Annotated in this window: 12 protein-coding genes; 6 read left to right on the top strand and 6 right to left on the bottom strand. The window is 61.1% G+C overall.

Annotated features, from left to right (window positions below):
• Positions 1–118: 118 nt before the first annotated feature.
• From rpoH to ftsY, 4 genes are all read right to left on the bottom strand, one after another.
• Positions 119–973 carry an RNA polymerase sigma factor RpoH gene (rpoH, locus tag ACI514_RS27295; protein WP_007913617.1) on the bottom strand — a complete coding sequence of 285 codons (855 nt, stop codon included), beginning with the start codon at positions 971–973 and terminating at the stop codon, positions 119–121.
• 114 nt (positions 974–1,087) lie between these two features.
• Positions 1,088–2,113 (bottom strand): permease-like cell division protein FtsX, encoded by a 1,026-nt coding sequence (gene ftsX, locus ACI514_RS27290; protein ID WP_077574909.1) that lies wholly within the window; start codon positions 2,111–2,113, stop codon positions 1,088–1,090.
• The gene (gene ftsE, locus ACI514_RS27285; RefSeq protein ID WP_003229148.1) at positions 2,110–2,781 is read right to left on the bottom strand and encodes a cell division ATP-binding protein FtsE; all 672 of its coding nucleotides are present in this window, start codon (positions 2,779–2,781) and stop codon (positions 2,110–2,112) included. Before ftsE ends, ftsX begins: the two co-directional genes overlap by 4 nt.
• Positions 2,778–4,331 (bottom strand): signal recognition particle-docking protein FtsY, encoded by a 1,554-nt coding sequence (gene ftsY, locus ACI514_RS27280; RefSeq protein WP_405122710.1) that lies wholly within the window; start codon positions 4,329–4,331, stop codon positions 2,778–2,780. Before ftsY ends, ftsE begins: the two co-directional genes overlap by 4 nt.
• A gap of 345 nt (positions 4,332–4,676) precedes the next feature.
• Here ftsY and ACI514_RS27275 point away from each other — a divergent pair, with 345 nt between their 5' ends.
• From ACI514_RS27275 to ACI514_RS27255, 5 genes are all read left to right on the top strand, one after another.
• Positions 4,677–6,032 (top strand): M16 family metallopeptidase, encoded by a 1,356-nt coding sequence (locus ACI514_RS27275; RefSeq protein WP_405122709.1) that lies wholly within the window; start codon positions 4,677–4,679, stop codon positions 6,030–6,032.
• Complete coding sequence (locus ACI514_RS27270; RefSeq protein ID WP_405122708.1) at positions 6,025–7,512, top strand: M16 family metallopeptidase; 1,488 nt, start codon at positions 6,025–6,027, stop codon at positions 7,510–7,512. Before ACI514_RS27275 ends, ACI514_RS27270 begins: the two co-directional genes overlap by 8 nt.
• Positions 7,512–8,126: a 16S rRNA (guanine(966)-N(2))-methyltransferase RsmD gene (gene rsmD, locus ACI514_RS27265; RefSeq protein ID WP_160059770.1), complete on the top strand. Its 615-nt coding sequence runs from the start codon at positions 7,512–7,514 to the stop codon at positions 8,124–8,126. The genes ACI514_RS27270 and rsmD overlap by 1 nt, the downstream gene beginning before the upstream one ends.
• 63 nt (positions 8,127–8,189) lie before the next feature.
• Complete coding sequence (locus ACI514_RS27260; RefSeq protein ID WP_160059771.1) at positions 8,190–9,185, top strand: hydrolase; 996 nt, start codon at positions 8,190–8,192, stop codon at positions 9,183–9,185.
• Positions 9,161–10,012: an AraC family ligand binding domain-containing protein gene (locus ACI514_RS27255; RefSeq protein ID WP_405122707.1), complete on the top strand. Its 852-nt coding sequence runs from the start codon at positions 9,161–9,163 to the stop codon at positions 10,010–10,012. The genes ACI514_RS27260 and ACI514_RS27255 overlap by 25 nt, the downstream gene beginning before the upstream one ends.
• 78 nt (positions 10,013–10,090) lie before the next feature.
• On the opposite strand, the gene ACI514_RS27250 is transcribed toward ACI514_RS27255, so the two are convergent.
• A complete protein-coding gene (locus ACI514_RS27250) occupies positions 10,091–10,945 on the bottom strand; it encodes a sulfurtransferase (RefSeq protein ID WP_405122706.1) in 855 nt (284 codons plus the stop codon).
• 32 nt (positions 10,946–10,977) lie between these two features.
• The gene (locus tag ACI514_RS27245; RefSeq protein ID WP_007913599.1) at positions 10,978–11,649 is read right to left on the bottom strand and encodes a TetR/AcrR family transcriptional regulator; all 672 of its coding nucleotides are present in this window, start codon (positions 11,647–11,649) and stop codon (positions 10,978–10,980) included.
• 146 nt (positions 11,650–11,795) lie between these two features.
• On the opposite strand from ACI514_RS27245, the gene ACI514_RS27240 reads away from it, so the two are divergent.
• Positions 11,796–13,226 (top strand): coniferyl aldehyde dehydrogenase, encoded by a 1,431-nt coding sequence (locus tag ACI514_RS27240; RefSeq protein ID WP_160059773.1) that lies wholly within the window; start codon positions 11,796–11,798, stop codon positions 13,224–13,226.
• The last annotated feature ends 19 nt before the right edge of the window (positions 13,227–13,245 follow it).

Raw genomic sequence — 13,245 nt, 5'->3', positions numbered from 1 at the left:
TGACTGGCATTCCGCCTTCGCGAACAAGCTCGCTCCCACATGGGTTTTGTGTGAAGCCTGAAATGAAAAACGCCCCGATCATCGCTGATCGGGGCGTTTTTTATTGCCTGCTCGCCGGTTATGCGGCGATCGACAACTTGAGCTTGTTCATCGCGCTCTTCTCGAGCTGACGGATCCGCTCGGCCGACACGTTGTACTTCTGCGCCAGATCGTGCAGCGTGGCCTTCTCTTCTGCCAGCCAGCGCTGGTAGAGGATGTCGCGGCTACGTTCGTCCAGCACTTCCAGCGCTTCGTGCAGGTTGCTGTTGGAGTTGTCGCTCCAGTCGGCATCTTCCAGTTGACGCGCCGGGTCGTACCGGTGGTCTTCCAGATAGTTGGCCGGCGACTGGAAAGCGCTGTCGTCGTCGGCTTCAGCAGCCGGGTCGAAGGCCATGTCATGGCCGGTCAGGCGACTTTCCATCTCGCGCACTTCACGCGGTTCAACGCCAAGGCTTTCCGCCACGCGGTGGACTTCCTCGTTGTTCAGCCACGCCAGACGTTTCTTCTGGCTGCGCAGGTTGAAGAACAGCTTGCGCTGGGCCTTGGTGGTCGCGACTTTCACAATGCGCCAGTTGCGCAGGATGAACTCGTGAATTTCCGCCTTGATCCAGTGCACGGCGAACGACACCAGACGCACACCCATTTCCGGGTTGAAGCGCTTTACGGCTTTCATCAGGCCGACGTTACCTTCCTGGATCAGGTCAGCCTGAGCCAGACCGTAACCGGAATAGCTACGGGCGATATGTACGACAAAACGCAGGTGGGCGAGCACCATCTGCCGAGCCGCCCCCAAATCCTGCTCATAGTAGAGACTCTCGGCCAGTTCACGCTCCTGCTCCGGCGTCAGCAATGGAATGCTGTTGACGGTGTGCACGTAGGCTTCCAGGTTCGCACCCGGAACCAACGCATACGCAGGCTGCAAAGAATTGGTCATACGAAAAAACCTCCCACTTACATACTCGTGCCTCTCGGCACTGCGAAAAATTGACCGGAAACTCAAGTACAAGTTCCCAAAAAACCGTAAGGCCAATCACGCGCAAAAAAGATTCTACTTCGGCGCCAGCTCCCTGAGATGGCGTGCGACTGCAATCCATGCACCGATATAACCCAACAGCACCGCGCCAAGCAAGAGCGACAGACCGTCGGCAACTGGCACTCCGGCCAGCGCGAAATCACTGCCGTACAAGCCGGCCAGTCCAACCACCGCGTCGTTCAGCCAGTTCAGGCCGAACGCCAATACACCCCAGGACAACAGCCCCGCACCGAAGCCATACAACGCACCCATATAAAGGAAGGGGCGTCGCACATAGCTGTCAGTGCCGCCGACGAGTTTAATCACTTCTATCTCGGTGCGGCGGTTTTCAATATGAAGACGAATGGTATTGCCTATCACCAAAAGTAATGCAGAAACCAAAAGCACCGTCAGACCGAAAACAAAACGGTCCCCAAGCTTGAGGATGGCAGCCAGACGCTCGACCCAGACTAGATCAAGTTGCGCCTGTTGTACCTTGGGCAGCTCGGAAAGTTTTTGTCTTAATGCTTCCAGGGTCGGCTTGTCGACTTCGTTCGGGGTGACCAGCACCACGCCCGGCAACGGGTTCTCCGGCAGCTCGCGCAGGGCTTCGCCCAGTCCGGACTGTTGCTGGAACTCTTCCAGCGCCTGATCGCGGCCGACATATTCAGCATCAGCTACGCCGGGCATGCCTTTGATCTGTTCACGCAACGACTCGCCCTGCTCCGGGCTGGCATCGAGTTGCAGATACAAGGATATCTGCGCCGCCCGCTGCCACGAACCACCGAGACGCTCGACGTTGTTAAGCAACAGCGAAAGCCCCATCGGCAGGCTCAGCGCGACCGCCATCACCATGCAGGTGAAGAAACTGCCGATCGGCTGTTTGCCGAGACGGCGCAGGCTGTCGAGCAGGCTGGCGCGATGGCTTTCGACCCAGGCACGGAACAGCGTGGCGAAATCCGGACCGTCGTCCTCGTCGTGCTTTTTCTTCTTTGGCGGCTGCGGGTCGGCGGCTTTCGGGGCCACGCGCTCGGAAACCTTCGGACTGCGTGTTGCACTCATACCCCGGCCTCCCCGTCGCCGATCAATCGGCCGCGTTGCAGGGTCAGCATGCGGTGCCGCATGCGTGCGATCAGCGCCAGGTCGTGACTGGCGATCAGCACGCTGGTGCCCAAACGATTGATGTCTTCGAACACGCCCATGATTTCCGCCGCCAGACGCGGGTCGAGGTTACCGGTCGGTTCGTCCGCGAGCAGCAAGGCCGGACGGTGAACGATGGCGCGGGCAATGCCGACGCGCTGTTGCTGACCGGTGGACAGGTCGCCCGGGTACAGATCGGTTTTATCCGACAGCGCCACGCGCTCCAGCGCCGAATCGACACGCTTGGCGATTTCGGCCTTGGACAGCCCGAGAATCTGTAGCGGCAAGGCGACGTTGTTGAACACCGTACGATCGAACAGCAACTGGTGGTTCTGGAACACCACGCCGATCTGCCGGCGCAGGAACGGTATCTGCGCGTTGCTGATGGTGCTCAGGTCTTGCCCGGCCAGCAGCAGTTTGCCGCTGGTCGGACGTTCCATCGCCAGCAACAGGCGCAACAACGTGGATTTACCGGCACCGGAGTGGCCGGTGACAAACAAGAACTCGCCACGACGGACTCGAAAGCTCAGCTCATGCAAGCCGACGTGACCGTTCGGGTAGCGTTTACCGACCTGTTCGAAACGAATCATGAACGCTCCCGCTCGGCAAACAGTGCCTGGACAAAGGGTTCGGCTTCAAAGGTACGCAAGTCGTCGATGCCTTCACCGACGCCGATGTAGCGGATCGGCAGACCAAACTGCTTGGCCAGGGCGAAGATCACCCCGCCTTTAGCGGTACCGTCGAGCTTGGTCAGCGCCAGGCCGGTCAGTTCGACGGTCTGGTTGAATTGCTTGGCCTGATTGATGGCGTTCTGACCAGTACCGGCGTCGAGCACCAGCAGCACTTCGTGCGGCGCGTCGGCGTCGAGCTTGCCGATGACCCGGCGAACCTTTTTCAGTTCTTCCATCAGGTTGTCTTTGGTGTGCAGACGACCAGCGGTGTCTGCGATCAACACGTCAATGCCACGGGCCTTGGCGGCTTGCACGGCGTCGAAGATCACCGAAGCCGAGTCGGCGCCGGTGTGCTGAGCGATGACCGGGATCTTGTTGCGCTCGCCCCAGACCTGCAATTGCTCCACGGCAGCAGCGCGGAAGGTGTCACCGGCGGCGAGCATGACTTTCTTGCCTTCCAGTTGCAGCTTCTTCGCCAATTTACCGATGGTGGTGGTTTTGCCGGCGCCGTTGACGCCAACCACCAGAATCACAAATGGCTTGTTCTGCGAGACGATCTTCAGCGGTTGTTCGACCGGTTTGAGCATCGCGGCCAGTTCGGCCTGCAGGGATTTGTACAGCGCGTCGGCGTCGGCCAGCTCTTTGCGGGCGACCTTCTGGGTCAGGCGCTGGATGATCTGCGTGGTAGCTTCGACACCGACGTCGGCGGTGAGCAGACGGGTTTCGAGGTCATCGAGCAGATCGTCGTCAATGGTTTTGCGGCCGAGGAACAGGCTGGCCATGCCCTCGCCGATGCTGGCGCTGGTTTTCGACAGGCCTTGCTTGAGGCGGGCGAAGAAACCGGCTTTGGTTTCTTCGGTGCGCGGGGCTTCGACTGGGGTCTCGGCAACCACCTCGACTGGCACGACTGCAGCAACCGCTACAGGTGCAGGTGCAGGTGCAGGTGCAGGTGCAGGCTCGGGTTGTTGAATGACCGGGGCAACGGGGGCGACAACCACCGGAGCAACAGGCTCAGGCGCAATAATTTCAGGAGCAGCTTCAGCCACAACCGGCACAGGCTCGATAATCGGCTCAACCACTGGCGCCGGCGCCACTTCAGGCACAAACGCAGCAGCCGCAGGAATCACTGGCGTAACGTGCGGCGCAGCCTCTTCAACCAACGCCACCGGCTCTTCCGCCACAGGCAAGGTCAGCCACGGCTCGGCCGCCGGGGTCAGCGGCAGTTCAGCCGCTACAGGCATTTCAGGCTCTGGCTCTGGCTCAACCGGTTGCAACACCGGCTCGGCAATCGGCAGAACGATCGGTGCCGGCTCTTCTTCTATCACCGGAGCAGGTTCCGGCGCAGGCTCAGGAATCGCAGGCGGCTGTTCGACAACGGGTTCCTGCGGTTTCTTACGCAGCCATCCGAACAGGCTTTTCTTCTCGCCAGCCGCAGCTGGGGTCTTCTTGTCGTCGTTGGAACCAAACATGGAGGACGGCTATCTCACGGTAGCGACGCGCCATAAGGGCGCCCCGGCAAATAAATATTCGATGCAGAACAGACTGTGTTTCATCCAGCTTGTTCACGCGCAACATTTTGTCGAGGCGCCACGGGCACCCCAAAGGTCGATTAATACGAAGGACTGGAACGGCATCGTCGGCGAAAACGCAGAGTTTAACTGACAAACTCAAAGCTTCTGCCGGGAACCCATACAACCTATCGACCGATCAGTGGCTTGATAGGCGTGGCCGCCAGTAAAACGGATCAGTATCCTAGCACCCTCTCGCCCGCCGACGCTAAGACCAAGCGGGCAGCCCAACAGGTTAAAAAACGAATGAATGCTCTAGCCCGCCGCGCTGCAGGCCTGCTGCTCAGCACAGTCTGCCTGCCCCTTTCGGCCCTGGCGGCCGACCCGCAACCGACTCACGAATTCACCCTCGACAACGGCCTCAAGGTCGTCGTGCGCGAAGACCATCGCGCGCCGGTGGTGGTCTCGCAGGTCTGGTACAAGGTCGGTTCCAGCTACGAAACCCCGGGCCAGACCGGTCTGTCTCACGCGCTTGAGCACATGATGTTCAAGGGCAGCGAGAAAGTCGGCCCCGGCGAAGCCTCGCTGATCCTGCGTGATCTGGGCGCTGAAGAAAACGCCTTCACCAGCGACGACTTCACCGCCTATTACCAGGTGCTGGCCCGCGACCGTCTGGGCGTAGCCTTCGAACTGGAAGCCGACCGCATGGCCAATCTGCGCCTGCCGGCCGACGAGTTCGCCAAGGAAATCGAAGTCATCAAGGAAGAGCGCCGCTTGCGCACCGATGACAAGCCGATGTCCAAGGCCTACGAGCGCTACAAGGCCATGGCCTACCCGGCCAGCGGTTACCACACGCCGACCATCGGCTGGATGGCCGACCTCGACCGCATGAAAGTCGAAGAGCTGCGCCACTGGTACCAATCCTGGTACGTGCCGAACAACGCCACGCTGGTCGTAGTCGGTGACGTTACTCCGGACGAAGTGAAAACCCTCGCCCAGCGCTATTTCGGCCCGATCACCAAGCGCGACGTGCCACCGGCGAAAAAACCACTGGAACTGGCCGAACCCGGCGAACGCCAGATCACCCTGCACGTGCAGACGCAGTTGCCTAGCCTGATGCTCGGCTTCAACGTGCCAAGCATCGCAACCGCTGAAGACAAGCGCTCGGTCAACGCCCTGCGACTGATCTCGGCGCTGCTCGACGGCGGCTACAGCGGTCGTATCCCGACGCAACTGGAGCGCGGTGAAGAGCTGGTTTCCGGCGGATCGTCGAGCTACGACGCCTACACCCGTGGCGACAGCCTGTTCACCCTGTCGGCAACCCCGAACACGCAGAAGAAAAAGACCATCGCGCAAGCCGAGGCCGGTTTGTGGAAACTGCTCGAACAACTGAAAACCACCGCGCCGTCCGCTGAAGAACTGGAGCGCGTGCGAGCACAAGTGATCGCCGGTCTGGTCTTCGAACGTGATTCGATCACCAGCCAGGCCACCGCCATCGGCCAACTGGAAACCGTCGGCCTGTCGTGGAAACTGATGGACACTGAACTGGCCGATCTGGAAAGCGTGACCCCGCAAGACATCCAGAACGCCGCCAAGCTGTATTTCACCCGCGAACGTCTCAGCGTCGCCCACGTCCTGCCACTGGAGACGACTCATGAGTAAGCGCAAATCCCCACGCCTGCTGCTCGGCCTGATCGCCGTGGCGGTGATCGGCTCTGCCGCGTTCTACCTGTCGCCGGGCGCTGACAGCAATGCCAGCGAAGCCCTCGACAACGCCAAGTCCAGCCAGAAGCTGCAATCGCTCACCGAACTCGACGGCAAGGCCCCGGCCAGCCGCAAGCTCGACGTGCAAACCTGGAACACCGCCGAGGGCGCGAAGGTGCTGTTCGTCGAAGCCCACGAACTGCCAATGTTCGACATGCGCCTGATCTTCGCCGCCGGCAGCAGCCAGGACGGCAATGCGTCGGGACTGGCGGTGTTGACTAACGCAATGCTCAACGAAGGTGTCGCCGGCAAAGACGTCGGCGCCATCGCGCAAGGCTTCGAAGGCCTCGGTGCGGATTTCGGCAACGGTGCGTTCAAGGACATGGCGCTGGCCTCGCTGCGCAGCCTGAGTGCTGCCGACAAGCGTGAGCCTGCTTTGAAGCTGTTCTCGGAAGTCATCGGCAAACCGACCTTCCCGGCCGACTCGTTCGCGCGCATCAAGAACCAGATGCTCGCCGGTTTCGAATACCAGAAACAGAACCCCGGCAAACTCGCCAGCCTCGAGCTGATGAAGCGTCTGTATGGCGATCACCCGTACGCGCATTCGAGTGATGGCAATCCACAGAGCGTGCCGAAAATTACCCTTGCGCAGTTGCGTGAGTTCCACGCCAAGGCTTACGCCGCTGGCAACGTGGTCATCGCGCTGGTCGGCGACCTGTCGCGTGCGGAGGCCGAGTCGATTGCCAATCAGGTTTCCAGCGCACTGCCTAAAGGCCCGGCACTGGCGAAGATCGCTCAGCCGCAGGAGCCGAAGGCCAGCACTGGCCATATCGAATTCCCGTCGAAGCAAACCAACCTGATGCTCGCGCAACTGGGCATCGACCGTGACGATCCGGATTACGCGGCGCTGTCGATGGGCAACCAGATCCTCGGTGGCGGCGGTTTCGGCACGCGCCTGATGAGCGAAGTGCGTGAGAAACGTGGCCTGACCTACGGCGTGTACTCCGCGTTTAGCCCGATGCAGGCGCGCGGCCCGTTCATGATCAACCTGCAAACCCGCGCGGAAATGAGCGAAGGCACCCTGAAACTGGTGCAGGACGTGCTCGCCGACTATCTGAAAACCGGGCCGACGCAGAAAGAGCTCGACGATGCCAAACGCGAACTGGCCGGCAGCTTCCCGCTGTCCACCGCGAGCAATGCCGATATCGTCGGCCAACTCGGCGCGATGGGCTTCTATAATCTGCCGCTGAGCTACCTGGACGATTTCATGCGTCAGTCGCAAAGCCTGACCGTGGAACAAGTCCGCGACGCCCTGAACAAACACCTGAGCACGGACAAAATGGTCATCGTCACCGCTGGCCCGACCGTGCCGCAAAAGCCGTTACCGGCCCCATCTGATAAACCTGCCGAGCAACCGCTCGGGGTTCCGGAGCATTAATGGCAACTCGTACCCCTAAAAAGCCTGCGCATAACGTCCACAACGGTGTGAATCAGTTGCGCATCATTGGCGGCCAATGGCGCAGCCGCAAGCTGAGTTTCCCCGACGCGCCGGGCCTGCGCCCGACGCCGGATCGCGTGCGTGAAACCCTGTTCAACTGGCTCGCACCGTACGTTGAAGGGGCCAAGGTGCTTGATCCGTTCGCCGGCAGCGGCGCGCTGTTTCTCGAAGCACTGTCCCGTGGCGCGGCCATGGGTCAGGCGCTGGATGCCAGCAACATTGCGGTGTCCAGCCTGAAAGAACACCTCGGCACCCTGCGCTGCACCAACGGTCAGGTACAAACGGCTGATGCCCTGCGTTATCTGGAAACCCAGACCGCCAGCGCGTTCGACCTGGTATTCCTCGACCCGCCGTTCAACCAGAACCTGCTGCCGACCGTTTGCGCCTTGCTCGAAGAGCGTCAGTGGCTGGCGCCCGACTCGTGGATCTACACTGAAAGCGAAACGGCGCCATCGACGCTGGGCCTGCCGGGCAACTGGCGCCTGCACCGCGAACAGAAATCCGGCCGGGTTTACTACGCGCTGTGGCAACGTACGGCAGAGATCGCCGGTTAACCGACCGGCCTGAATATGCGGCGCCCCTTCCAACAGGGTCGCCGCTCTGCATCGAGAACCATCGTGTCCGCCTCTTCAGAACGCTTCAACCCCGCCTTCGGCCTCGGCAATCCGCACCTGCAAACCCTGTGGGGGCCGCTGTGGCGCAAAACCGTGCATATCGAGCGTGAACGCGAACGCCTGTGGCTGGAGGATGGCGACTTCCTCGACCTCGACTGGCACGGCCCGCACACCGCCGATGCACCACTGGTGCTGGTGCTGCATGGGCTGACCGGCTCTTCCAATTCGCCTTATGTAGCGGGTATCCAAAAGGCCTTGGCCGCGCAAGGCTGGGCCAGTGTCGCGTTGAACTGGCGCGGCTGCTCGGGCGAGCCGAATCTGCTGCCGCGCAGCTATCACTCCGGCGCCAGCGAAGACCTCGGCGAAACCATCAAACACCTGCGGGCGAAACGACCGCTGGCACCGCTGTATGCCGTCGGCTACTCCTTGGGCGGCAACGTGCTGCTCAAACATCTTGGGGAAACCGGCAGCGCCAGCGGTGTACTCGGCGCGGTGGCGGTGTCGGTGCCGTTTCGCCTCGATCAATGCGCCGACCGCATCGGCCAAGGATTTTCCAAGGTCTATCAAGCGCACTTCATGCGCGAGATGGTCGCCTACATCAAGAACAAGCAACGGCAGTTTCAGCATGACGGGCGCGAAGACGGACTCGCCGCGCTGGCCGCCCTCGGTTCGCTGGAGAACATGCGCACCTTCTGGGATTTCGATGGCCGGGTGACCGCGCCGTTGCACGGCTTCAATGATGCCGAGGATTATTATCGTCGCGCCTCAAGCCGCTATTTCCTCGGTGAGATCCGCACGCCGACCCTGATCATTCAAGCGGCCGACGATCCGTTCGTGTTCCCGCACAGTTTGCCGCAAGCCAGCGAGCTGTCGGCCTCAACGGCATTTGAGTTGCAGCCACGCGGCGGTCACGTCGGTTTTGTCGACGGCTCAGTGCGCCAACCCGGCTACTACCTCGAACGCCGCATCCCGCAATGGCTGGCCAGCCTGCCCGCGTGAGCGATCAGGGCGAGTCGATCCGTTTCTGGCAAACCGCGCCGCTGGCCGGGGTCGAGTTGCTGTCGGCGCGCTACATCGAGCATCGTTTCGCCCCGCATGTGCACGATGGATTCGTGATCGGCATGATCATGGCCGGAGCTCAGCGTTATCGCTATCGCGGCGCCGAACATCTGGCCGGCAGCGGCACACTGGTGTTGATCAATCCGGACGAGCTGCACACCGGGCACAAAGGCACCGAGGACGGCTGGCTGTACCGGGCGTTTTATCCCGATACCGCGCAAATCGTCTCGCTGCTGGATGAGCTGGAACTGTCCACCAGCAACCTGCCGGCGTTCGGCGCCACGTTGTATCGCGATGCGGATCTGGTCAACGGCTTTGCGCAGTTGCACCGATTACTCGAAAGCCCGGCCAGCGCACTGCAACAGCAAACGCTGTGGCGCGAGATGATGTTGCTGCTGTTGCAGCGCCATGCGGCAGTGCCGGTGCCCGGTCGAGCCGGCAAGGAACACCGCGCGGTGCTGTTGGGCAAAGAACTGTTGCACGCGCAACTGGCAGCGCCACCGTCACTGGAAGAACTGGCGGCGGCGGTCAATCTGTCGCCGTTCCATTTCGCCCGGGTGTTCCGCCGCGCCACCGGCATGCCGCCGCACACCTGGCTGATGCAGCAACGCATCGCCCAGGCGCGGGCGCTGTTGCAGCACGGTTGCCTGCCAGTGGAGGTCGCCACGCAATTGGGTTTTGCCGACCAGAGCCATTTGAGTCGGCAATTCAAACAGGCTTATGGCGTCGGACCCGCCGCGTACCGCAGCGCCCGGATGGAAAGCTAAAAGATCGCAGCCTTCGGCAGCCCCTACAGGGAAATGCATTCCAATGTAGGAGCTGCCGAAGGCTGCGATCTTTTGATCTTATTCGCCGGTGGCGATGCCGCGAGCCGGTTCGTTGATCCACTCGCTCCACGATCCGGCATACAACGACGCCAACGGATAACCCGCCAGGCACAACGCAAACAGGTTGTGACACGCCGTCACGCCGGAACCGCAATAGGCAACCAGATCCGCTGGCGAACGCTCACCGATCTTGGCGGCAAAACGCTGTTTGAGCTGATCCGCCGGCAGGAATCGCCCATCGCTGCCGAGGTTGTCGGTGAACGCCGCGCATTGCGCGCCGGGAATGTGCCCGGCAATCGGATCAATCGGCTCAACTTCACCCTTGAACCGCGGCAAAGCCCGAGCATCAATCAAGGTCAACGCAGGTTGGCCAAGACGCTTTTGCAATTTTTCGGCGCTGAGCAGCAGGCTCATATCCGGCTGACCACTGAAAGTGCCGCGACTGACCGTCGGCGCATCCAGGCTCAGCGGCAACCCCGCCGCATGCCACGCCTTGAGCCCGCCATCGAGAATGAACACGCCATCGCGCTTGCCCAGCCACGCCAGCAACCACCACGCCCGCGCCGCGTAGGCACCGGGACCGTCGTCGTACAAAACCACGTCGCTGTCATTGTTGATGCCCCACGCCTGTAGCCGCTCGATCAGCTCTGCCGGCTCGGGCAACGGATGACGGCCAGTCACGCCTTTGACCACTGTGCCGCTGAGGTCACGCTCAAGATCGGCGAAGCTCGCCCCGGCTATGTGCCCTTCGGCATAGCTGCGTTGCCCGTAGTCCGGGTCTTCGAGAGCAAAACGACAGTCGAGAATCACCAACCCCGGCTGCGCCTTGCGGGCATCCAGTGCTTCGGGGCTGATCAGTTGCGCAATCGGCATAGCGGGCTCCTGGGGGATTTCAACAGAACGGTTTATTTCACGTCTTCGAGGGCCTGGGCCAGCGGCACGTAGAACTCCTCGAACAACGCATTGACCTCGTCACGCGCCTGCTCAGTGACAAACCCGGCTTCCAGCACCAGCACCTGGTACACGCCACGTTTAATGGCCTGCTCACTGAGGTGGTTGGAGTTTTCGCGGGTGGTGCACAGGAAACGCACCCACGACGTCAGGATGATCCAGGCATTGAGGGTCAGGGATTCGATCTGCACGCGATCCATATCGAGGATCCCGGCGGCGACAAAACCTTCGTAGATCGCCGCGCCTTGAATCACGCAGCGCTGGGAAAAGCGTCGATAGCGGGCAGCCAGCTCCGGATCGCTGTCGAGCAGATGCTCGAGATCGCGGTGCAGAAAGCGGTAGCGCCACATCGCCGAGAGCAATTCCTTGAGATAGAAACGCTTGTCCTCGACCGTCGCCGCACGCCCCTGCGGCGGGCGCAGAAAGCTGTCCACGAGGCTTTCGTACTCACTGAACAACACGGCGATGATCGCCTGCTTGTTGGGGAAGTGGTAGTACAGGTTGCCCGGAGAAATCTCCATATGGGCGGCAATGTGATTGGTGCTGATGCTGCGCTCGCCCTGCTGATTGAACAGCTCAAGGCTGTTCAGCACGATACGCTCGCTGGTTTTTATTCGTGGGGCCATGGCTTGAGCTTTAATTCAGAGTGCGTTGGGGGGCATCTTACGACCTAACCGGAAATGGATAAAACAATGCTGTGCAAGGAAGTCATTTGACTTTCTAGAGCATAGACTCTAAAAAGTTCGTCACTACAATAAATCCGGAGCAGACCATGACTGCCGACATTGCTTACCTGCAAACGCTGCAACAACCGCTGGCCGAGCTGGACCGGTTGTTCGAGGCGCAGCGGGCCGCGTATGCCGCCAATCCGATGCCGCCCGCCGCTCAGCGCCAGCAATGGCTCAAAGCGCTGAGTGATTTGCTCAGCCGTGAGCGGCAAGCATTGATCGCGGCGATCAGCTCCGACTTCAGCCATCGTAGCGCCGATGAAACCCTGCTCGCCGAACTGATGCCGAGCCTGCACGGCATTCATTACGCCAGCCGTCATCTCAAGGGCTGGATGAAAGCCTCGCGGCGCAAGGTCGGCATGGCATTCCAGCCGGCGTCGGCGAAAGTCGTGTATCAGCCCTTGGGTGTGGTCGGCGTCATCGTGCCGTGGAATTACCCGTTGTATCTGGCCGTCGGCCCGCTGGTCGGCGCCTTGGCGGCGGGCAATCGAGTGATGCTCAAACTCAGCGAATCGACCCCGGCCACCGGCTTGTTGCTCAAAGAATTGCTGGCGCGGATCTTCCCCGAAGATCTGGTCTGCGTGGTGCTCGGTGAAGCCGACATCGGCGTAGCGTTCTCCCGTCTGCGCTTTGATCACTTGCTGTTTACCGGCGCCACCAGCATCGGCAAACACGTGATGCGCGCCGCCGCCGAAAACCTCACCCCGGTGACACTGGAACTGGGCGGCAAGTCGCCAGCTATCGTCTCCCGCGATGTGCCGCTCAAGGATGCCGCCGAGCGCATCGCTTTCGGCAAAACCCTCAACGCCGGGCAGACCTGCGTCGCACCGGATTACGTGCTGGTCCCGGAAGACCGGGTCGGTGGCTTCGTCGAAGCCTATCGCCAGGCCGTGCAGGGTTTTTATCCGACGCTCACCGACAACCCGGACTACACGGCGATCATCAACGAACGTCAATTGGCGCGACTCAACGGCTACGTCAGCGATGCCACCAGCAAGGGCGCGCTGTTGATTCCGCTGTTCGAGCAGGGCCAGGGCCGACGCATGCCGCACAGTGTGCTTCTGAATGTCAGCGACGAGATGACGGTGATGCAGGACGAAATCTTCGGCCCGCTGCTGCCGATCGTGCCGTATCAGGATCTGGAGCAGGCATTTGCTTACATCAATCAGCGGCCACGTCCTCTGGCTCTTTACTACTTTGGCTACGACAAACGCGAACAGAACCGTGTGCTGCACGAAACCCATTCCGGCGGCGTGTGCCTGAACGACACGTTGCTGCATGTGGCGCAGGACGATATGCCGTTCGGCGGCATCGGCGCTTCGGGCATGGGTCACTACCACGGTCACGAAGGCTTTCTGACCTTCAGCAAAGCTAAGGGCGTGCTGATTAAACAACGCTTCAACGCAGCCCGACTGATCTACCCGCCCTACGGCAAATCGATTCAGAAGCTGATCCAGAAGTTGTTCATTCGCTAAACCTTCGTCATCGCCGGGT

Origin of the sequence: Pseudomonas sp. M20, assembly GCF_045037865.1 — a bacterium.
Classification (GTDB): domain Bacteria; phylum Pseudomonadota; class Gammaproteobacteria; order Pseudomonadales; family Pseudomonadaceae; genus Aquipseudomonas.
Note: the sequence above shows the minus strand (reverse complement) of the source record. Positions and strands in the feature narration are given on the sequence as shown.